Here is a 21,209-nt window from a genome sequence, read left to right on the forward strand (position 1 = left end):
TGTTTTTTGAAAGCATAAGCGCGTCATGAGAAGTTTCCCTATACTGCCAGGCCGAACAAGAACTGCTCCCAGGGCCGTCCACCGCCCGCGCAAAAAGGCCCGCAGTTCGTCACTGCGGGCCTTTTTGCGTCTGGCGTCGGCGTCATTCCCGCCGTTAAGCAATGCAGGGATGTGTCAGCTCTCGAAGTGTGTCAGGCGATGCGCGACCACTCGCGTTTTAAGATGGTCGGCCAACCGGATCGCGAGAGCCATGATGACCATCGTCGGATTGGCATGTCCGCTCGTCGGGAATACAGAAGCGCCTGCCACGTAAAGGCCGCGTATGCCATGTACCTGACACGTGTCGTCCACGACGCTCGTCGCGGGGTTCATGCCCATTCGCGTAGTCCCGGCGGTATGGGCCATATCGTGCAAGACGAGCTTCGTCATGTCGCCGGTTGCCAGCTCCGGAGCAAATTCAAAGCCGATACCCGCGGCGGATAGATCCTGTTTCAGCAGTTGCGAGAACCTCAGCACGGAGCGCCTCATGAAAACTCCGGGCTCCCAGGTGACATGGGCAAGCGGGAGTTCGAGGCGATCGCGCTTGTCGGAGAGGGTAATTCGGTTTTCGGGCAGCGGTGTTTGCTCGCAGATCAGATTTAGCGTCAGCGCTTCGATCTTTCTCGCCGTGCCTTGGGTCACATAGTCTCGCGCCACAAAATTGGCATTCAGCAGAACTGCGGCGTCTGCAATCGCGCGGCGTAGCCGGTAGGGCACTTTCTGGCTGCCCAGGATTTTGCGACCGATGAGACTCAAGACGATTCCCGAACTTTTCACGACCAACAGCATGTCCGACACCGGATGCTCGCTCTGCCGCCTGATCAAGCGCTTGAGCGCGACCATTGGATCATCATCCGAAATATGCATGTGTGCAAAAACGGCCATGTTGGGCAGACGCTCGCCTTGTTGCACCTCATGGCGAAGAGCGAGTCCGTGAAAATACATAAAGGCCCGATACTTCAGGCGCAGTGGAAAAAAGCCCAGCAATGTGGCGACACGCGCGTGGCTATCGGGTGAAACAACGCCCAGCGCAATGCACGGATGGTCCGTCAGGTAGCGTCCGACGACGTCATGCTGATTTCCCAGCGCGCCGCCCGTGAGATCTTTCGACATGAGCAGCAGGCGGGCATTTTCTATCGCGCCGGCGGCAAGCACCACATGCGCCGATTCAATGGTTCGCCTCCTGCTACCTGAGAGCGACGAGATGATGTGCACGCCCGTTATCCCGTCTGCATCGACATTCACCGCGGAGACCGTCGCGTTAAAAAGGACCGTCACGTTCTCATGTGCTTCTCGCATGAAGTCGGGCCCGAATCGCATGATGTCCTTTGCGTCGTGACGAGAGCGGGAGAATTGCCAGAAGAAGGACGTCAAGTGCTGCATTCGCGAGACTTCGGCTGGTTCCTTCAGTTTCGCGGTGCCCCAGAACGTGCGGTCGTGGATGGTCGGTCCCAGGTCGAGCCATTCGGCTGCCCGGTCGATATAAGGTGCGATGGTGGCGCAATCGATTGGCCATCCGGAGTTTGGTATCCAGTCGCGCTGAATAAAATCCGTCGTGTCGAAGGGCGCAACCTTGCCCGCCCAGCCAGTCGTCGATCCCCCCAGTACTCGGCATCGGACGCCGAACTTCTGGATTTCGGCGCTCCAGAACTTCAATTGATATGCGTGGAATTTCTGACGCGCTTCGCGCATGCTCGCGTCGTTGAGGGCACCCTGTACTTCCACCTTGTTCAGCGCCTCGTGGCTGGAAGACTCCTGGAGTCCACCGCTTTCCAGCAGTAGAATCTTGAGCCCAAGGCCGGACAATTCGCGCACGATGGTCAAACCGGCCGCACCGCTGCCAACCACGATGAGATCAAACGGCTCGCACCCGATGGGCGACGCGGCGTCTGCTTCGAAATCGATAAAATGCGTCATCTCTCAACGACCTCGAATCGCGTTGAAGATAGCTTCGGATACTGGAACGGCGTAACGAATGCGACCGGCTCCAGTCGAAACGCGCCTGGAGCGCGGACTTGGGTCCGGCGCCAAGTCGGGATTGGCGGCATTCACCGGACGCGGTCTGGAATCAAACAAGATGAGGCCGGGTTTGGACCAAAGTCTCTTCGACACGCGTTGTCTTCCGGGAAGCTATCAACAGCTATCGATAGTTTCCGTTCGCTAGCTAACCCAGTGTGATTGGGTGGGGCGCGTGACTATTGACTATTCGTATAAAAGAGACGACGGTGTCAGTCTCGAATCAGGTTTGCTGTTGTCTCAATCGGATCCCATCCCCTGCCGCATTTCCTGACAAACGGTTTAAAGCAGGTTTTCAGCGGATTTTGAGCGTTTTGGGACGGGACAATCTCGCCACGACACCCGCTGGAGGCGACGACATGAAACCGGCTGCTGCCACGGAGTCCCGTCCGCATCGCCTGCCATTTCTGCAAGGCGTCTTGCCAGTCAAGCCTGCCCAGTTGCCGCACGACATCGTTGCGGGCATCACGCTCGCCGCGCTCGGCATTCCCGAAGTGATGGGGTACACGAAGATTTCCGGCACGCCCACCGTGACCGGGCTCTATACGATATTGCTGCCGCTGATTGCGTTTGCGGTGCTAGGTGCGTCGCGGCAACTGGTGGTCGCGGCGGACTCCGCAACCGCCGCCATCCTTGCGGGCGAGCTTACGACCGTCGCTGCGTTGGGAAGTCCGAAATACGTCGGGCTCACCAGCACGGTGGCCCTCGCGGTTGCCGTGATGCTCGTGATCGCGCGGGTGTTCCGGCTGGGGTTTCTGGCCGACTTCCTTTCTCGCAGCGCATTGATCGGCTTTCTGACCGGCGTGGGCGTGCAGGTCGCCGCCGGCGAATTCGCCGGGCTGATCGGGCTGCCGAAAGAGGGGCATGGCCCGATCATGCAAGCCGTCTCCGCATTCGAGCGCATCCCGGCAGCGCACCTTGCAACCGCGGCGCTTTCGTTCGGCGTGCTGGCGGTGATCATCGGCTGCAAGCGTTTCGCGCCGCGCGCGCCGGGTGCGCTGATCGCCGTGATCGGCTCGATTCTCGCGAGCGGCGTTTTCGATTTCGCGGGGCGCGGCATCGCGGTAACGGGCGATGTGCCGGGCGGCCTGCCGTCGCTGTTCCTGCCGCGCCTGACGGCGGCCGATGTCAACGAGGTGCTGGTCACGGCCGCCTCGTGCTTCATCGTCATCATCGCGCAGAGCGCGGCGACCGCGCGCGCCTATGCCAACCGTTACAACGAGAAGGGCGACGACAACGCGGACCTCGTCGGGCTCGCGGCCGCGAACGCCGCGGCGGCATTCACGGGGACCTTCGTCGTGAATGGCAGTCCAACCAAGACCGAGATGGTCGACGAAGCGGGCGGCCGCACCCAGATCGCGCATCTCACGACGGCCGCCATCGTGCTGCTGGTGCTGCTGTTCCTCACGCGCCCGCTAAGCCTCTTGCCCGCGGCGGTATTGTCGGCGATCGTTTTCATGATCGGCGTGAAACTGATCGACGCGAAAGGCATGGCCGAGCTCTATCGCATGCAGAAGGACGAGTTGATCGTCGCCTTGCTGACGGCGGGCGTGGTCGTGTTCGTCGACGTGATGCACGGCATTCTCGCGGCCGTCGTGCTGTCGCTGATCGCGCATGTGCGGCACAGCTACCGCCTGCATACGCGCGTGCTCACGCGCAGTCCCTCCGGCCACTGGGTTCCGCATCGCGTCGAGCCGAATCTGTTCGCGGTGCCAGGCATTGTCGTCTACCGGTTCGAAGCCGATCTGTTCTATGCGAACACCGGACGCTTCACCGAGGAAGTGCTGATGCTCGTGAACGAAGCGAATCCGGCGCCGCGCTGGGTGGTGATCGATGCGTCGGTGATCAACAACATCGACTACACCGGCGGCAAGGCGTTGATACAGTTGGCCGAGGAGCTCGACCGGCGCGGTATCGGCATTGCGGCCGTCGCGCTTCCAACGGGCGTGCGCCGCGAGATCGAGCGCTACAAGGCGCTGCGTGCGCGAGGCGCGCAGCGCGAGATCTTCGCGTCGGTCGATGCCGCAATCGAGGCGCTCGGCAACGTCGCGCCGGACACATCGGCGGCGTCGCCCGACGATGCGAAACCAGGCGAAAGCCAATGAATACCAGGAGGGGATGACGCGTGCCTAAAACCGTTGCAGATGAGCGCAATGTTCCTGCGAAGGAACCCGCTGGCCTGGGAGTTGCGGCTGCGCTCGAAGATCCGTCCATGCTGTTTGGCGGGCGCGGCTCGCTGGCGTCGCGAATGGGGCACGGCAAGGCGGCGCGCAAAAAGGCGCCGCGCGCGAAGCTGGCGGTGTGCAGGCTCGACGATCGCGATCCGCTCGCGTTGCTCGACGCATCCAACGTGGGCCGGGTGCCCGAGCTGATACCGATTCGCTACGCACGCATGGTCGCGAATCCCTTTGCGTTCTATCGCGGCGCCGCGCCGCTGATGGCCCATGACCTCTCGAAGCTCCCGAACTCCGGCGTGACCGTGCAGCTAGGCGGCGATGCGCACCTCGCGAACTTCGGACTGTTCGCGAGCCCGGAGCGGCGCATCCTGTTCGGGCCCAACGACTTCGACGAAACGCTGCCTGGCCCGTTCGACTGGGATGTGCGCAGGTTGGCGACCTCGTTCGTGATCGCCGCGCGCGAACGCGGATTGGCGACGCGCGATCAGCGCGCCGTGGTGCGGCGGCTGTGCGAGACGTTCCGGCAACAGATCGCCAGGTTCGGCGAGATGGATACGCTCGATGTCTGGTACTACCAGTTCAGGGCCGCGAGCATGCTCGCGATTGCCGATACGCTGGAGGAAAAACAGAAAGAACTGGCGGTGATCGAGAAGGCGCGGCTGCAGTCGTCGCGTTCCGAGATGGGGCACGCCACCGAGATCGTCAACGGCAAGCTGCGCATCAAGGACGCGCCGCCGCTCGTGTATCACGTTCCGCTGGCGAGCCCGCACGACCAAAAGCAGTACGAGGTGCAGGTCCGGCGGTTTTTTGCCGACTACCGCTTGACGCTGCCCGATGACCGGCGCGCATTGTTCGACCGCTATGAACTCGTGGATGTCGCCATTCGCGTCGTGGGCATCGGCTCGGTCGGGACGCGATGCTATCAGGCGCTTTTCATGGCCGATGGGGAGTCCCCGCTGTTCCTTCAATTGAAGGAGGCGCGCGCTTCGGTGCTGGAGGGTTATGTGCCGCCGAGCCGCTTTCCGAATCACGGCCAGCGGGTGGTTAACGGACAGCGCCTGCTGCAGTCGGCGAGCGATATCTTCCTGGGGTGGTCGAAGATGCGGCACACGGGAAACGACTTCTACGTGCGCCAGTTGCGGGACATGAAAGGCGCCTTCGATTTCACCGCCTTCGATGCCGAGGATCTCGGCGAATATGCGGTCTCCTGCGCGCACGCACTGGCCCATTCGATGGCCAAGGCGGGCGATCCGGCACTCCTTTGCGGCTATATGGGCAAGTCGAGCGCCTTCGACGACGCAATCGAACGATTCGCACTCGCTTATGCCGACCGGAATGAAGCCGACTGGGAGATTTTGAAGGCGGCGGTTAAATCGGGGCGGATCCAGGCCATTCGTCAGTGAGTCGATGTTTACGGGAATCCCCTGGGACGCTGACTAAAATTGGGGCGTGATCTCAGGGTCATGGCAGCCCGCCATGGGGCTCGGTGTCACCAGACAATCCACAGTCCAGCGAGCGGTCGCGATAAGTAATTGTTTATTAATGAAAAAATGACCGGTATTGCGCGGCTTGCGCCGGCGCGGCGAACTCGAATCCAGGTCACCGGGGTTCAAAATTTGGCACTTTTAGGCCGCCCCCGCACCCGAAAAAAACCCATCCGGCCCGTTCTTGAATTTGTCATTCCTCGTCCATATAATTAGCACTCACCGCATGAGAGTGCTAACAACTCTGGTGCCAAACATCGCTGGCTGGTGGTTGTCGTCAGCCAGGTTTTGTCTCTTCAAGTCCCAACCAAGATAGAGGATCTATCCATGAACCTTCGTCCTTTGCATGATCGCGTGATCGTCAAGCGCCTGGATCAAGAAACCAAGACCGCTTCGGGCATCGTGATCCCGGACGCAGCGGCAGAAAAGCCGGATCAAGGTGAAGTCCTGGCCATCGGCCCGGGCAAGCGCGACGACAAGGGCGCCCTGATCGCGCTCGACGTGAAGGTCGGCGACCGCGTCCTGTTCGGCAAGTACGCAGGCCAGACCGTCAAGGTCGACGGCAACGAACTGCTCGTGATGCGCGAAGAAGACATCATGGCCGTGGTGAACAAGTAAGTTCAGACCACCGCTTAATTCTCAAGAATTCAAGGAGTTAGAAGATGGCAGCTAAAGACGTCGTGTTCGGCGATTCCGCCCGTTCCAAGATGGTTGAAGGCGTGAACATTCTCGCCAACGCAGTGAAGGTCACGCTGGGTCCGAAGGGCCGCAACGTGGTCCTCGAGCGCTCGTTCGGCGGCCCGACGGTCACCAAGGATGGTGTCTCGGTCGCCAAGGAAATCGAGCTCAAGGACAAGCTCCAGAACATGGGCGCGCAAATGGTCAAGGAAGTCGCTTCCAAGACCAGCGATAACGCCGGTGACGGCACCACGACCGCTACGGTCCTGGCACAGTCGATCGTGCGCGAAGGCATGAAGTACGTCGCATCGGGCATGAACCCGATGGACCTCAAGCGCGGCATCGACAAGGCCGTTGCAGCAGCCATCGACGAACTGCGCAAGGTCAGCAAGCCCTGCACGACCAACAAGGAAATCGCTCAAGTCGGCTCGATCTCGGCAAACAGCGACACGTCGATCGGCGACCGTATTGCTGAAGCGATGGACAAGGTCGGCAAGGAAGGCGTCATCACCGTCGAAGACGGCAAGTCGCTGCAAGACGAGCTCGAAGTCGTCGAAGGCATGCAATTCGACCGCGGCTACCTCTCGCCGTACTTCATCAACAACCCGGACAAGCAAGTCGCTGTTCTGGAAAACCCGTTCGTCCTGCTGTTCGACAAGAAGATCTCGAACATCCGTGACCTGCTGCCGGTTCTGGAACAAGTCGCGAAGGCTGGCCGTCCGCTGCTGATCATCGCTGAAGACGTCGAAGGCGAGGCACTGGCCACGCTGGTCGTCAACAACATCCGCGGCATCCTGAAGACCGTTGCTGTGAAGGCTCCGGGCTTTGGCGACCGTCGCAAGGCCATGCTGGAAGACATCGCGATCCTGACCGGCGGCCAGGTCATCGCTGAAGAAACCGGCCTCACGCTCGAAAAGGCAACGCTGAACGAACTCGGTCAAGCGAAGCGCATCGAAGTGGGCAAGGAAAACACGACGATCATCGACGGCGCAGGCGAAGCCGCGAACATCGAAGCGCGCGTGAAGCAAATCCGCACGCAAATCGAAGAAGCGACCTCGGACTACGACCGTGAAAAGCTGCAAGAGCGCGTTGCCAAGCTGGCAGGCGGCGTTGCAGTGATCAAGGTTGGCGCTGCGACCGAAGTCGAAATGAAGGAAAAGAAGGCACGCGTGGAAGACGCGCTGCACGCAACCCGCGCTGCCGTTGAAGAAGGCATCGTCCCGGGCGGCGGCGTCGCGCTGATCCGTGCACGTACGGCAATCGCCAACGTGAAGGGCGCCAACGCAGACCAGGACGCAGGTATCAAGATCGTCCTGCGCGCAATGGAAGAGCCGCTGCGCCAGATCGTCACGAACGGCGGCGAAGAAGCTTCGGTGGTCGTGGCAGCGGTTGCAGCTGGCCAGGGCAACTACGGCTACAACGCAGCGACGGGCGAGTACGTCGACATGGTTGAAGCCGGCGTGGTCGACCCGACGAAGGTCACGCGCACCGCGCTGCAAAACGCAGCTTCGGTCGCAGGCCTGCTGCTGACGACGGACGCAGCCGTTGCTGAAGTGCCGAAGGAAGATGCTCCGATGCCTGGCGGCATGCCCGGCGGCATGGGCGGCATGGGCATGGACATGTAAGAACGGCTCGCGCCGCGATTGCATTGAAGTGCAGGGGACGCGTCGACAGGCGTGTTTCCCTTCCAAACAAAAAACCCGCTTCGGCGGGTTTTTTGTTTGGTGCGCACGGTTCGTCCTAAAAGGTTCGTTCAAAAAGCCGACTCGACTCGTTTGAATATTTCCAGCAGGCGAGCAAGCAAGCAAGTTTGAGGAATGCCTCGTGAATGTCGCTACGACGATCGAATCGGATACGAAGACGCCGGAAGTTGTGGAGCCACGAGTGAGTCCGTTCTACCACCTAGCGGAATTTGCCCAGACCGCTGCCATGTTCGGTTCGACGTCGTGCGATCACTGGTCTGATGCCACGATCACGCAAGCGCTGGCGATGTGTGTCGGAGTCGTAGCCGCGATCGCCGTAGATGACCTTAGGCTTGCGAAGTGGCCTGCCGCGCGTGCCGCGAATCGGGGAATGGCGTCGACCAATAGCAGCGATTGGGTGATGTCGTGACGGTTCGCGCCGGTTAATGTCACACTGACCCGAAAAGCTTGAAAACCCGGGCTTTTAATGGTTATCGTGAGGTGTGCCGGAGCGATCGTCTGGTGATATATTGGTGTACATGAACACGCCATCACCTCCTGTCGCAATAGACAACCGCATCCGCATGCGTGAGCTATGTGTACTCGCCGGGTCGCAGGGCGAAGCGGCTAGGCTCATTGCAAAGCAGACAAGTCGCCCGTGCAGCCTCAGTGCCGTGAAGTCGTGGACTTGCGATCCAGATACTTCGCGTGCCAGAACCTGTCACGATTGGGCCGTTGCGGCGCTCGAAAAGTCGCTCAAGAAATTGAGCAAAGCGGATTGATTTGATGTACATGTACACCATAATATATGGTGCCTGACACAGGAAATTCTTGTGAATCCGACTGTTGACCCTGCCACCGCTCGTGCGGCGGACGTGTTTCTGAAACGCATCGCGAACCGTTATCCGGTGAGTCGAGCCATTCTCTTCGGCAGTCGTGCTCGGCACGACAACACTGAAGAGAGTGACGCTGATATCGCCGTCATTCTTCTTGGCGAACACGGGGAGCGCACTGATATTGCCCTGGACATGGCGGGCACGTCGTTCGATGTGCTGCTCGAGACCGGCGTTCTGGTCGGGGCCTTGCCGCTTTGGGAAGACGAAATGGCGCATCCGGATCTATTCAGCAATCCGGTGCTGATTGAAAACATTCGCCGTGAGGGCATTCCCCTGTGACGAAGACGCAGAAGGATTTCATGGCGAAGGCAAGCCGCGCGCTCGAAGAGGCGCGGGTACTGCTCCAGGCCGAAGGCTACGAGGGCGCGTGCAACAGGGCTTACTACGCCATGTTCGATGCGGCCCATGCGGCACTGCTTGGCAGCGGAGTCATGGACAAACCGCCTGCAACGCATAGCGGATTGATCGCAGCATTTGGTTTGAAACTGGTGAACACCGGGGCGATACAGCCGGAGTCGGGTCGGGCGTTGCGGCAGGTTGAAAGCCTGCGAGGCATCGCGGATTACGGGGTTGAAGCTATTACGGCCGACAAGGCGCGTTGGGCGGTCAGCCAGGCTGAAGATTTCATATGTGTTGTGCGTCAGCTTCTCTCGCAGGATTTGACGAACAAGCCGACAGAGCCGGGTTCATCATCGACGCCCAGTTTCGATATCTGATTGCCGTCGGATAACAACCGGCGCGGGAGCGCCCCGTGTGGCCGGAAGCTGGGAGCGCTTTGCAAGCCTGCGAACGACCAGAACCCAGGCATCGTGGTTTGCCACATGAAGTCGTTGGTCATGTTTTTCGCAATCATGCCGGTGACGAACCCGGCAGCGGCTTGCCGTAGCCAATGTCGAGCCACTCGTGCTGTTCGCCCGCAGCGAAGTAGAACGCCCAAACTTAGGTCGCGTGTCAGGCGAAAGGGTATCGTCGATGCCCACCAGCGCCTTCGGCAGGTAGATCCGATTAGCGTCGATCCTGAGGTTCTGCGCGCTCGGCTACGATATCTCGTTGCCATAGCGCGGTCGCGCGCTGATCTCGAGCGTGCCGATGTCTGCCACGCCGAACAGCGCGATCAGGAGCGTGATGCCAGCCGCTGGTCAGAAGAAACCGGTTGAGCGTCGCGAGACCGGTGAGCCGGCATAGGAGCATCCGGGGCATACCGGCGATTCGCCACCGCGGGCATAGCATTAGCACGCTGAACAAGGAAACCACGACGATCATCGACGGCGCAGGCGAAGCCGTGAACATCGAAGCGCGCGTGAAGCAAATCCGCACGCAAATCGAAGAAGCGACCTCGGACTACGACCGCGAAAAGCTGCAAGAGCGCGTTGCCAATCTGGCAGGCGGCGTTGCAGTGATCAAGGTTGGCGCTGCGACCGAAGTCGAAATGAAGGAAAAGAAGGCACGCGTGGAAGACGCGCTGCACGCAACCCGCGCTGCCGTTGAAGAAGGCATCGTCCCGGGCGGCGGCGTCGCGCTGATCCGCGCACGCACGGCAATCGCCAACGTGAAGGGCGCCAATGCAGACCAGGACGCAGGTATCAAGATCGTCCTGCGCGCAATGGAAGAGCCGCTGCGCCAGATCGTCACGAACGGCGGCGAAGAGCCCGGTTCGCCGGGCTTTTTTGCGTACCGACATATTGACACATCTATGTTATGTAGCGCTTAATTATCATACTTCGCGACTGAGACGCGGCGCTTCTCGAAAAAACCAATAAGGAGAATTGATATGAACGCGTCCCACCCCGTGACCGAGTGAGCAAAGGACGGTGGATCCTCACGGGCCAACGGCATCGATGTGCCCAAAGTGGAAAATATGGAATTTTCCAAGGCGACCGGAGGATCCTGTGATGAATCGTACAGCAGTCGGTGTGGACATCGCAAAAAACGTGTTCCAGGTGCACTACGTCGATCAGGAAACGGGTGAGCTTGTGAACAAGCCGATCAAGCGGGCAAAGTTCCTCGAGCACTTCGCGAACCGGGCACCCTGCGTGATCGGGATGGAAGCGTGCGGTGGAGCGCACCACTGGGCCCGGCAACTGATGAAGATGGGCCACGAGGTGAAGCTGATGCCGGCAGAGTTCGTGAAGGCGTTCAACATACGTAACAGGAACGACGCGGCGGATGCCAAGGCGATCTGGCTGGCAGTGCAGCAGCCAAGCAAGTCCGTCGCGATAAAAACCGAGATGCAGCAAGCGATGCTGGGGCTCCACCGTATGAGGCAGCAATTGATCAAGTTCCGAACGATGCAGATCAATAATCTGCGAGGATTGCTGACGGAATACGGCGAGGTGATGAGCAAGGGCCGGGCCAAGCTGGACAAGGAGATTCCGTTGGTACTTGAGCGGATTGCTGAGCGCCTGCCCGCAGTGGTCATTGACACGCTTCGCGAGCAGTGGAACGGACTCGCAAAGCTGGACGAGCAGGTGGCGCAGATCGAGCGCCGCATGCGCGAGTGGAAGAAGGAAGACATCTCGGTGAAAGCCATTGCCGAGATTCCCGGCGTCGGGCTACTGACGGCAACGGCCGCAGTTGCAATGATCGGTGATCCGAAAGCGTTCAGTTCTGGGCGGGAGTTTGCCGCGTGGGTTGGCATCGTGCCGAAGCAGACGGGTTCAGGTGGCAAGGTGAACCTTCACGGCATATCGAAGCGAGGCGACACGTATCTCCGCACACTGCTGATCCACGGTGCGCGTAGCGTGATTGAGAACGCAAAGGAACCCGGTGAATGGGTCGAGCAGATGAAGAAACGGCGGCCAAAGAATGTGGTGATCGTCGCATTGGCCAACAAGATGGCGCGGACGATCTGGGCGGTGCTTGCCCATGGCCGGCCGTATCAGAAAGGCTACGTGAGCGTGAAGCCGGCTTAGGCGGGTCATGCGAGGTAGAAGGTCAACGTTTAACACAGGGTGAACGTCGAAAGGTTGCGCAGCTATCGAGTGTGATGACGAGCAGGTAGGACCTGGGACTTGCTAAACCTGAATTCCCCCAAGAGCTTCGAGCTCGCTAGGAGAATGAGGCGCGAGTCAGCGGATTTCATAGGGGCCCGCAGCGGCAACACCGGCTGCAAGAAGGCCGGATATAGAGCTGCAGCCCATCCTGTCTATCAAAACACAAGAGAGCTGTTGCAAACGGGACGCGTTCATATAGAGGGGTAATGAGCGCATGGGGATTCTTGATCATGCTGGCTATCAACGTCGGGTCGGTAGTTTGCCTGTACCGGGTCATCGAGAAGATCGCCAACCGGTACAGCCGACCGGATCGTCACGAGCGCTGGTGGAAGGAATGAAAAACGCGGGCACGAGGCCCGCGTTTTTGTTAGCGGGGCAGCCGATGGATGAACGGCCAACTGTCTGGACAACGCCCCGATGGAGAGCTTCTTTGGCACATTGAAGTTCGAGTTGTTCAGACTGGAGCGCTTCATATGCGTAGCGCAGTTGGGCCGCACGTTGGACGACTATATCCATTACTACAACCACGAGCGCATCAAACTCAAACTGAAAGGCCTGAGTCCCGTGCAATACAGGACTCAGGCCCTCCGTTCTCGCTAAACTTTAACTGTCCAACTTTGCGGGGTCAGTTGTTCACGATGCGTTTTTTCGTTTTTGCGTCCTGAGCTTCCCCTGAAATTTCGCCTTCCAGCAGGTCGTGTGTAAACTCGACCCGAAGGAAGGAAAGAATCGATGTTCAAAATACCGAAGCAGGCATACACCGCGGAGTTCAGGACGCTCGCGGTACAGCGAGTGAAGGACGGGCAAGGCGCGCGGGACGTTGCTCGTGAACTGGGGATTTCACACCAGTCGCTGCGCAACTGGGTCAAGGCCGATGAGGCAGGCACGCTCAATGGCGCGGGGGCAAAGGTTGTCACGCCAGAGCAGATGGAGCTGTCTCGCCTGCGGGCTGAGAACAAGCGTCTGCAGATGGAACTTGAAATCGCAAAAAAAGCGGCGGCGTTCTTCGCGAAGGACCTCCTGTGAAGTACGCCTGGATTGATTCGCATCGCCGGCACTATCCGCTGTCGGCGCTGTGCGGGGTCCTCTCGGTCAGTCTGAATGGCTATCGCGCGTGGAAGCGCGGCGGCACGCCCGCGCGCAAGCGGCTCACAGATGCGCAGTTGCTCGCCCTGATCCGGTCTATCCATGCTGCGGTCAAGGGCGCCTATGGCTCGCCACGGATGACCGAGGAGATTCGCGCACGCGGCTTCCCGGCCAGCAAGGAGCGGGTTGAGCGGCTCATGCGCGACAATGGCATCCGGGCCCGTCACAAGCGCCGTTACCGCGTCACGACGGACTCGAAGCACAAGCTGCCGGTTGCAGAAAATCTGCTGGCTCGCAACTTCACGCCGACGGCGCCGAATCAGGTCTTTACGTCGGACATCACGTACATCTGGACCGATGAGGGCTGGCTGTATCTTGCGATCGTGCTGGATCTGTTCAACCGGGAGGTCGTCGGCTGGTCGATCAAGCCGCGCATGACGGCTGACATCGTGACGGACGCGCTGACGATGGCGTGGTTTCGACGCCGGCCCGAGCCCGGCGCGCTGCTTCATTCGGACAGGGGCAGCCAATACGCCAGCGACGACTTCCAGCGCAAGCTGGCGCAATACGGCATGCACTGCTCGATGAGCCGCAAGGGAAATTGTTGGGACAACGCCCCCACCGAAAGTTTCTTCAACAGCCTGAAGAACGAACGGGTGCATGCTACGCGATACCGTACCCATCAGGAAGCGATGACGGACTTGTTCGAATACATCGAAGTGTTTTATAACCGCAGTCGTCGTCATTCGTCGCTCGGCTTCATATCGCCGGATCAGTTCCTGCAAAACTGGATCAAAGCTCAGCAGACCAAGGATGCGGCTGCATAACCAAGGGCCTCTGGAAGGCGAAAAACCGAGGGAACCTCATCCGGTGCGCGACCTGGAATCAGGCGTCGTCGGGAGACGCTTCCCCGCCCTCGACATCGTCTTCAGCGTCATTACTCCGCGCCCAGAAAAACCGGTCTGGCACCCACGCCCCCATCCCCGGCCTGAATGCGCTCTGCACTGCCTGATAGAGGTATTCCTGCGCCTCGCGGACCGCCTCGGGCGGCTCTTGCCCGTTGGCGAGCAACGCGGCGATCGCCGACCCAAGCGTGTCGGCCAGCCCCATCATCGGCTGGTTCGAGCGGTCCCAGAAGTCCTGGCGCAACTGGCCCTCTTCGCTGTAGAGCGTGTTCACCACGCGGTGCGAGCCTGTCTCCATCGAGAGAATGTATTCGCAGCCCGTGGAGAGCAGATGCGAGATCGCGGTGTCGATGCTGGGCGTATCGGCATCGCCGTCGGGTTGCGCGAGCGCGAGCAGCACCGAGACGTCAGCAACGAGCACGGTGGTTTGCGGCACCAGCAGGTCGGTGACAACTTCGCGCAGTTCGTCGGCGGCAAGCACGTGCTCGTCGTCGAGGGTGAAGTCGGGCGCGACAACGAGCGGCATCTCGTCGTAGTCGGCCACCACTTCGGCGATCGCGCTGACCACTTCGGCGCGCGTGCCTGCGCCCACCTTGAACGCCGACACGGGCATGTCTTCCAGCAGCATGCGTGCCTGGGCCGCGACGGTTTCGGGATCGAGACCGGTGACTTCGTCGCAGCCGGCCGAGTCGCGCACGGTGTAGCCGGTGAGCACGCTCACGCCGTGGCAGCCCATGCTGGCGAGCGTGAGCAGGTCGGCTTGCAGGCCGCCGCCGCCGGTCGGGTCGGAAAGGCCGAAGGTAAGGACGATGGGAGGGGTGTCGCCGGGCATGTACGTTGACGCGAAGTGTTGGGTTGGCTCGTGGGTGTTGCGGATGCTGGCGCGGCCATCTCGCGCCGATGGTTCGATTATGCGGCCTGGAAGCGATTGCGGGGGACGGATGGCCTGCTGCCTGCGAGGGATTTTATTGTCTTGACAGCACGCCAGGCGCAGAAGTCGGGTGCCGTCATAGTTGCTAGGCATGGAATCGGCAACACGGTACCATCATGGCTCCTGTTTTTCCGACAATTTTCGATCGTCCGCGGCGCTTGCCCGCCGGCGGCTTTTTGGACTTTTCGACGCGGCATAAGAATGGAATATAGAAGCTGGATGTGCCTGATCTGCGGCTGGATCTACGATGAAGAAGCCGGTTTGCCAGACGAAGGCATCGCCCCCGGCACGCGCTGGGAGGATGTTCCCATCAACTGGACCTGCCCTGAGTGCGGCGCACGCAAGGAAGACTTCGAGATGGTCCAGATCTGACGCGTCTTGGGCGAGGCTTCGGCCTGGTCTTCATCAGCTGTTTTTAGTACCGTTGTCGAACGTTTTGCCGGCTTTCCGTGGCGCCCGTGGTTGGCGTCCGCGCTTTTTGCCTGATCCCGCCGGTCTTCGCGCGAGGTGGTAGTCGGCCAGCCGGTCGGCTCGCCGCTTTTTGCACCGCATCGCAACTGTTCCAGGCACTGTCTCATGAGCCTTCATACGACGTCGGTTGCCCGTTTCGAAGCCTTGCCCAATCCGCGCGGGGGGCATGTGCCGTTCGCGCACGCGGCGCTCGCCCAGGCGCTGGCCGCGCTCGACGAGCAGCGCGATGTCGCGCGGCCGCTGCGTCAGGCGGCGCGCGCGTTGCGCGACGCGGGCTGGTTCGCGGCCGCGCGCTTTGCGGACACGTTGCTGCTGGCCTCGCCGCTCGCGCTGGCGGCATCGGTGCCCGCGCCGCCGCCGCCCGGCATGCCGCCGCGGCTCGCGCACGATCACGATAACGCCGATGAGGGCCACATTCGCGAGGCCTTTCGCGATGCGCTGATCGATCTGGTCGGCGCGCTCGAGCGTCACAATCTGCGTGAACTGGCGTGCTCGCCGGTGCTGTATGCGCGCCAGCGCGTGCTGTTCGAGGCGCTCGCCTCGCATGGGGCTGGCGTCGTGCTTGCTTACGAGGATGTCGCGCTGTCTGGTCGGCCCATTGCGGTCGCCACGCTGGCCGCGCAACCGGGGCAGCGGCTCGCGCAGATTCGGGCGCGCTACGAGGCGGCCTTGCTGCCCGCGTTGAAGGCGCGCATGGCCAACGGCAGCCGCGCGGCGGAGCAGTTCGCGCAGGCCGCGTTCGGCGAGTTGGACGCGTGCATCGCGGAACTCGCGAGCGCCGATGTCTACGACTTCTGGCGTCTCGCGTCTGCCTGTGCCCGGGTGCTGCGCAACGGCGTGACGATCTGGGGCGATGGCCCCATGCGCTCGTTTTACGCCCGTTGCAATCTGTTGATCGCCGAGCAGGCGCGCGGCTTGCGCGTCGCGCCGCAGTCGTTCGTGTGCGTGGCGCTTGCGGTGCTGTGGCGCGATTACGCGCTCTTTGGCGCCGCCGCGGAAGATACCGCCGACGTCGACCTGCTGCTCGACTATGGCCTGACCGTGGACTGGCATGTCGCGGGCACCCAGGCCTCCGAGGCGCTGTGGGAGGCGGGCAGCGCGCAGGCCGATGCGCTGGCGGCGCGCGTGGCGCCCACGCGCGAGCTGGGCGCGCTCGTGGTGAACGGCAACGCGTACGAAGATTTCCTGCAGACCGCCGATGCCGCCATGCTGGAGCTAGGCACCGCGTCTCGCGCACTTTCGCTGCGGCCTGCTGGCGCGCCCGCGGATTGCGCGGCGGCGCTCGTAGCGGCGGATGCGGCGTATCGCATCGGCGCGGCGGCGTGGGCGCTCGGGCTTGGCCACGTGGGCCTGCTCTCCGACGCGCTCGGCCTTGCCTGGCGGCGCACCGCGCACGCGGCGGCTGGCGGGGCGCGGGGGGCGCAGGGGGCGCAAGCAGCGTCGGGCTACGTGGCCGTGGAAGCACCGGGCGCGCAGGCGATCGAACACGCCAACGAGGCGCTGCGCGCGATGTTGCACAAGGTGGCGGCGGGCGTCGCGCAACCCGATGCGAGCGCGGCGGTGCGCGCCCTTGGCGCGGCAATTGCGGCGGGCGCAACCAGTGGTGTTGGCGAAGCGGGCGCGGCGGCGCAACTCGCGCCGCGTTGAAGCGCATCGCTTTGTCCGGCGTGCGTTGGCGCACAGGTGCGTCCACATACGCCTCGGCGGCCATGCCGCCGGGTCGGCTGCGCGTGATAGAGTGATCACCTAATTGCTACGGAGCGCTGGAAAGTGCGTTGAGGCCAACCGCCGTTACGTATCGTCTTTGCTAGAATTCAAACCATGTCCAAGAGTAACGATCGCATCAATCTGACCAACCAGTTCCTGATCGCCATGCCCAACATGGCGGACCCCACGTTTTCAGGAACGGTGGTCTATCTTTGCGATCATTCCGAGCGCGGCGCGCTTGGCCTCGTGATCAACCGTCCTACCGATATCGATCTCGAAGCGCTGTTCTCGCGCATCGATCTCAAGCTCGAAATCGAACCGCTGCTGCACGTGCCCGTCTACTTCGGCGGCCCGGTGCAGACCGAACGCGGCTTCGTCCTGCATGCCCCCAAGACCGGCACGAACTACACCTCGTCGATGTCGGTGCCCGGCGGCCTCGAAATGACCACCTCGAAGGACGTGCTCGAAGCCGTCGCCAGCGGCACCGGCCCCGAGCAGTTCCTGCTCACGCTCGGCCATGCCGGCTGGGGCGCGGGCCAGCTCGAAGACGAAATCTCGAAGAACGGCTGGCTCACGGTCGAAGCCGATCCGAAGATCGTTTTCGACGTGCCCGCCGAAGAGCGCTTCGAAGCGGCGCTGGCGCTGCTCGGCATTTCGTCGACGATGCTTTCGGGCGAGGCGGGCCACGCTTGACTGCTCCCCTCCCTGAAGGGAGGGGATTCCCACTTCACTGAATGCAACCCAGCATCATCTCAACGAGACATGGGATTTACGCTTTCTCCATGGGCTGACACCGCGAGCCCCGCGGCCAAAACATTACGAGCGGCATTCACGTCGCGATCGTGGATCGACCCGCACTCCGAGCATGTCCACGTGCGCACGCCAAGGGGCATTTTCTGCACCGTATGGCCGCAGTCGCTGCACCGCTTGCTTGACGGATACCAGCGGTCGATGCCGATGAGCATGCGTCCGTACCACTCAGCTTTGTACGTCAGTTGCCGCACGAACTCCGACCAGCTTGCATCGCTGATCGACTTCGCCAGGCGGCTGTTCTTCTGTATGTTGCCGACGGCAAGGCTTTCGATGGCGATCACTTGGTTTTCGTTTATCAACCGGGTCGAAAGTTTGTGCAGGAAGTCCCTGCGGGCGTCTGCCACCTTGGCATGCAGCTTTGCAACCTTCAGCTTCGCCTTTACGCAGCGAGCCGATCCCTTCTGTTTCTTCGCGAGCCTGCGTTGCAGCTTGGCGAGCGTGTTCTCGTACTTGCGGAACGTGTTCGGCGCGCTGATCTTTTCTCCAGTCGAGAGGGTTGCAAAGTGTGTCAGCCCGAGGTCGATTCCGACCTGCCCTGTCACTTTTGTCTTCTCCGACACCATGTCGTCGCAAAGGATAGAGACATGGTATCGACCCGCCGTATCTTTGGACACGGTAACAGTCGTCGGCTTTACGCCCTTCGGCAACGTGCGTGACCAGCGGATTGCCAGCGGCTCGTTCATTTTCGCCAGCTTGAGTGCCGCGCCGTCCCACCTGAAAGCGCTCGTCGTATATTCGGCTGACTGGACGCCGTCCTTGCGGCGGAAATTCGGGTACTTCGCTCGCTTCGCGAAAAAGTTGACGAACGCCGTTTGCAAGTGCCGAAGCGCCTGCTGGATCGGAACCGAACTTACTTCATTCAACCAGGCATGTTCTGGTGTCTTTTTTAGTGCTGTTAGCGCAGCGGAGGTTTCGTGGTAGCCAATACGCTCCTGGCGCTGGTACCAGGCGTCGGTACGCAGTCGAAGCATGTAGTTGTAGGCGAAACGCGCGCAGCCAAACGTTCGGGCAAGCACTACGGCTTGCTCGGGCGTCGGATAGAACCGGAACCGGTACGCGCGTTTGATGTCCATGGCTCACACGATATCATGCGCTTGTGTGAAGTCGATGCAGCCATGGAGACTTCGGACACGCTCCTTTCAATCCCCGTCGGGAACGACGGAGTTTCTTGGAGCGAAATCTAATGGGCGTGGCTGCAGGGCGAGGCGCCGCCGAGGCGACCTTGCTGGCGTTCGACTACGGCGAGAAGCGCATCGGCGTGGCGCTCGGCAATGCGCTCACGCGCAGCGCCCGCGCGCTCACCGTGATCCAGAACCGCAGCATCGACTATCGCTTCGAAGCCGTCAGCGCGTTGCTGCGCGAATGGCAGCCCGATCTGCTTGTAGTGGGCCTGCCGTGTCATCCCGACGGCACGCCGCATGTCATGACGAAGCTGGCCAAACGCTTTGGCAATCAACTGAACGGCCGTTTCAATCTGCCCGTGGTCTGGGTGGACGAGCGCTATTCCTCCGTCGACGCCGAATCGCGCCTGCGCGAACGCGGCGAGCGCGCGGAGCATGTGGACGCCGAAGCGGCCTGTGTGATCCTCCAGCAGTACCTCGACGAAAACACGCCTCAATCATTCCTGTGATGAATACACCTGACGCTGAGGCGCTGTACCGCGCCGTTCTCGAGCAGATTCGCGCGGCTTACCCGGACGGCGCGTTCGGCGCAGCCGATGGCGTGGCGATTGCCGGCATCCATAGCGGCGGCGCATGGCTGGCCGAACGGCTCGCGCACGACGTTGGAGCCACGCAATGGGGCGTGGTGAACGTCGCGCTGCATCGCGACGACTACGCGAAAAAGGGCCTGCACAGCCAGGCGAGCCCGACCGCGCTGCCGTTCGAAGTGGAAGGTCGCCGCATCCTGCTCGTCGACGACGTACTGCACACCGGGCGCACCGTGCGCGCGGCGCTCAACGAACTCTACGACTATGGCCGGCCCGCTTCGGTCGAGCTGGCCGTGCTCGTCGACCGCGGCGGGCGCGAGTTGCCCGTGGCGGCGCGCTTCACCGGCGGCGAGATGCGGCAGGCGGACCCGGACTCGACGCTCGTGCTCGAGCGCGCCGACGATGGCCGCTTCGCGTTGCGCATCGAACCGCGCGAGGCGCACTGACCGCACTGCCAGAACGAGGCCTGAGCGAAGCCATTAAGCACCGCCACGCTCGGGCAACATCACCGAACCCGATACCAGCGGATCCGCCGAGACCCGGCCAGATCCAGTCAGACACCCGCGCAGGAATTTCGCGATGAACACACAGCCCACGCCGGCACCAGCCGCACCGGACGACAAACGCTTTCGCTATGGCTTCTTGAAGGGCAATCCGCAGCTCACGAAGAACGGCGAACTCAAGCATCTGCTCACGATCGAGGGTCTGCCGCGCGCGATCCTCACGCACATTCTCGACACCGCCACGCAGTTCGTGAGCGTTACCGACCGCGACGTAAAGAAAGTGCCGCTGTTGCGCGGCAAGTCGGTGTTCAACCTGTTCTTCGAGAACTCCACGCGCACGCGCACGACCTTCGAGATCGCGGCCAAGCGCCTCTCGGCGGACGTGCTCAACCTGAACATCAACGCCTCGTCGACGAGCAAGGGCGAGTCGCTGCTCGACACCATCGGCAATCTCTCGGCGATGCACGCCGACATGTTCGTCGTGCGCCACGCATCGAGCGGCGCGCCGTACCTGATCGCCGAGCATTGCGCGCCGCACGTGCACGTGATCAACGCCGGCGACGGGCGCCACGCGCACCCGACGCAGGGCCTGCTCGACATGTACACGATCCGCCATTACAAGCGCGACTTCACGAATCTGCGCGTGGCGATCGTCGGCGACATCCTGCATTCGCGCGTCGCGCGCTCGGACATCCACGCGCTCACCACGCTCGGCGTGCCCGAAGTGCGCGCGATCGGCCCGCGCACGCTGCTGCCGGGCGGACTCGAGCAGATGGGCGTGCGCGTGTTCCATAACCTCGACGAAGGCTTGAAGGGCGTCGACGTCATCATCATGCTGCGCCTGCAGAACGAGCGCATGAGCGGGGCGCTGCTGCCATCGGCGCAGGAGTACTTCAAGAGCTGGGGCTTGACGCCCGAGCGGCTCGCGCTCGCCGCGCCCGATGCGATCGTGATGCACCCGGGGCCGATGAACCGCGGCGTCGAAATCGATTCGCAGGTCGCGGACGGCCCGCAGTCGGTGATCCTCAACCAGGTGAGCTTCGGCATTGCGGTGCGCATGGCGGTGATGGGCATCGTCGCCGGTAACAACGATTGAAGCGGCGAGAACAACAGGGGCGGC

General features: G+C 61.8%; 17 protein-coding genes and 3 pseudogenes. 16 read left to right on the forward strand and 4 right to left on the reverse strand.

Annotated features, from left to right (window positions below):
• Nucleotides 1-174 precede the first annotated feature (174 nt).
• Nucleotides 175-1,956: an FAD-dependent oxidoreductase gene (locus P5W98_RS02940; protein ID WP_421023204.1), complete on the reverse strand. Its 1,782-nt coding sequence runs from the start codon at nucleotides 1,954-1,956 to the stop codon at nucleotides 175-177.
• A gap of 458 nt (nucleotides 1,957-2,414) precedes the next feature.
• Here P5W98_RS02940 and P5W98_RS02945 point away from each other — a divergent pair, with 458 nt between their 5' ends.
• The 4 genes from P5W98_RS02945 to groL all read left to right on the forward strand — a co-directional run bounded on the left by P5W98_RS02945 (nucleotide 2,415) and on the right by groL (nucleotide 8,019).
• The gene (locus tag P5W98_RS02945) at nucleotides 2,415-4,160 is read left to right on the forward strand and encodes a SulP family inorganic anion transporter (protein WP_421079019.1); all 1,746 of its coding nucleotides are present in this window, start codon (nucleotides 2,415-2,417) and stop codon (nucleotides 4,158-4,160) included.
• Between the two features lie 20 nt (nucleotides 4,161-4,180).
• Nucleotides 4,181-5,635 carry a DUF2252 domain-containing protein gene (locus P5W98_RS02950; protein ID WP_421079020.1) on the forward strand — a complete coding sequence of 485 codons (1,455 nt, stop codon included), beginning with the start codon at nucleotides 4,181-4,183 and terminating at the stop codon, nucleotides 5,633-5,635.
• Nucleotides 5,636-6,043: 408 nt separating this feature from the next.
• The gene (gene groES, locus P5W98_RS02955) at nucleotides 6,044-6,334 is read left to right on the forward strand and encodes a co-chaperone GroES (RefSeq protein WP_028202123.1); all 291 of its coding nucleotides are present in this window, start codon (nucleotides 6,044-6,046) and stop codon (nucleotides 6,332-6,334) included.
• A gap of 44 nt (nucleotides 6,335-6,378) precedes the next feature.
• Nucleotides 6,379-8,019: a chaperonin GroEL gene (gene groL, locus P5W98_RS02960; RefSeq protein WP_421079021.1), complete on the forward strand. Its 1,641-nt coding sequence runs from the start codon at nucleotides 6,379-6,381 to the stop codon at nucleotides 8,017-8,019.
• A gap of 128 nt (nucleotides 8,020-8,147) precedes the next feature.
• Here groL and P5W98_RS02965 read toward each other — a convergent pair.
• Nucleotides 8,148-8,535, reverse strand: a pseudogene (locus P5W98_RS02965) (transposase); the annotation flags it as partial.
• A 374-nt stretch (nucleotides 8,536-8,909) separates the two neighbouring features.
• Between P5W98_RS02965 and P5W98_RS02970 the strand changes: the two are divergent.
• The 6 genes and pseudogenes from P5W98_RS02970 to P5W98_RS02995 all read left to right on the forward strand — a co-directional run bounded on the left by P5W98_RS02970 (nucleotide 8,910) and on the right by P5W98_RS02995 (nucleotide 13,878).
• Nucleotides 8,910-9,251, forward strand: a complete 342-nt coding sequence (locus P5W98_RS02970; protein ID WP_434718221.1) for a nucleotidyltransferase family protein — start codon at nucleotides 8,910-8,912, stop codon at nucleotides 9,249-9,251.
• On the forward strand, nucleotides 9,248-9,688 hold the full coding sequence (locus P5W98_RS02975) for a HEPN domain-containing protein (RefSeq protein WP_434718222.1): 441 nt from the start codon (nucleotides 9,248-9,250) through the stop codon (nucleotides 9,686-9,688). Before P5W98_RS02970 ends, P5W98_RS02975 begins: the two co-directional genes overlap by 4 nt.
• A 521-nt stretch (nucleotides 9,689-10,209) precedes the next feature.
• A pseudogene (locus tag P5W98_RS02980) lies at nucleotides 10,210-10,620 on the forward strand (TCP-1/cpn60 chaperonin family protein); the annotation flags it as partial.
• A gap of 244 nt (nucleotides 10,621-10,864) precedes the next feature.
• The gene (locus P5W98_RS02985; RefSeq protein WP_434718223.1) at nucleotides 10,865-11,884 is read left to right on the forward strand and encodes an IS110 family transposase; all 1,020 of its coding nucleotides are present in this window, start codon (nucleotides 10,865-10,867) and stop codon (nucleotides 11,882-11,884) included.
• A 477-nt stretch (nucleotides 11,885-12,361) separates the two neighbouring features.
• Nucleotides 12,362-12,565 (forward strand): annotated as a pseudogene (locus tag P5W98_RS02990) (IS3 family transposase); the annotation flags it as partial.
• Nucleotides 12,566-12,697: 132 nt separating this feature from the next.
• Nucleotides 12,698-13,878, forward strand: a protein-coding gene (locus tag P5W98_RS02995) for an IS3 family transposase (RefSeq protein ID WP_421023114.1) whose coding sequence is annotated in 2 segments (ribosomal slippage) — nucleotides 12,698-12,950 and nucleotides 12,950-13,878 — 1,182 coding nt in all. Because the reading frame shifts where the segments join, the coding sequence is not laid out codon by codon here.
• 58 nt (nucleotides 13,879-13,936) lie between these two features.
• Here the strand turns inward: P5W98_RS02995 and P5W98_RS03000 are convergent.
• Entirely contained in the window at nucleotides 13,937-14,788 is an 852-nt protein-coding gene (locus P5W98_RS03000) for a hydroxymethylpyrimidine/phosphomethylpyrimidine kinase (protein ID WP_434718224.1), read from the reverse strand.
• Between the two features lie 300 nt (nucleotides 14,789-15,088).
• Here P5W98_RS03000 and P5W98_RS03005 point away from each other — a divergent pair, with 300 nt between their 5' ends.
• From P5W98_RS03005 to P5W98_RS03015, 3 genes are all read left to right on the forward strand, one after another.
• Nucleotides 15,089-15,259 (forward strand): rubredoxin, encoded by a 171-nt coding sequence (locus P5W98_RS03005; protein ID WP_008342674.1) that lies wholly within the window; start codon nucleotides 15,089-15,091, stop codon nucleotides 15,257-15,259.
• Between the two features lie 204 nt (nucleotides 15,260-15,463).
• Nucleotides 15,464-17,005, forward strand: coding sequence for a hypothetical protein (locus tag P5W98_RS03010; protein WP_434718225.1), 1,542 nt, complete (start codon nucleotides 15,464-15,466; stop codon nucleotides 17,003-17,005).
• A gap of 174 nt (nucleotides 17,006-17,179) precedes the next feature.
• Nucleotides 17,180-17,758, forward strand: a complete 579-nt coding sequence (locus tag P5W98_RS03015; RefSeq protein ID WP_035526577.1) for a YqgE/AlgH family protein — start codon at nucleotides 17,180-17,182, stop codon at nucleotides 17,756-17,758.
• A gap of 59 nt (nucleotides 17,759-17,817) precedes the next feature.
• Here P5W98_RS03015 and P5W98_RS03020 read toward each other — a convergent pair whose 3' ends face one another.
• Entirely contained in the window at nucleotides 17,818-18,951 is a 1,134-nt protein-coding gene (locus P5W98_RS03020) for an RNA-guided endonuclease InsQ/TnpB family protein (RefSeq protein ID WP_434718226.1), read from the reverse strand.
• Between the two features lie 110 nt (nucleotides 18,952-19,061).
• Here P5W98_RS03020 and ruvX point away from each other — a divergent pair, with 110 nt between their 5' ends.
• The 3 genes from ruvX (at nucleotide 19,062) to P5W98_RS03035 (ending at nucleotide 21,185) form a co-directional block, all read left to right on the forward strand.
• A complete protein-coding gene (gene ruvX, locus P5W98_RS03025; protein WP_434718227.1) occupies nucleotides 19,062-19,508 on the forward strand; it encodes a Holliday junction resolvase RuvX in 447 nt (148 codons plus the stop codon).
• The gene (gene pyrR, locus P5W98_RS03030; protein WP_434718228.1) at nucleotides 19,508-20,032 is read left to right on the forward strand and encodes a bifunctional pyr operon transcriptional regulator/uracil phosphoribosyltransferase PyrR; all 525 of its coding nucleotides are present in this window, start codon (nucleotides 19,508-19,510) and stop codon (nucleotides 20,030-20,032) included. The genes ruvX and pyrR overlap by 1 nt, the downstream gene beginning before the upstream one ends.
• A 133-nt stretch (nucleotides 20,033-20,165) precedes the next feature.
• Complete coding sequence (locus P5W98_RS03035; RefSeq protein ID WP_434718229.1) at nucleotides 20,166-21,185, forward strand: aspartate carbamoyltransferase catalytic subunit; 1,020 nt, start codon at nucleotides 20,166-20,168, stop codon at nucleotides 21,183-21,185.
• Nucleotides 21,186-21,209: the final 24 nt, after the last annotated feature.

Source organism: Paraburkholderia sp. A1BS-2L (genome assembly GCF_051125205.1).
GTDB lineage: Bacteria > Pseudomonadota > Gammaproteobacteria > Burkholderiales > Burkholderiaceae > Paraburkholderia.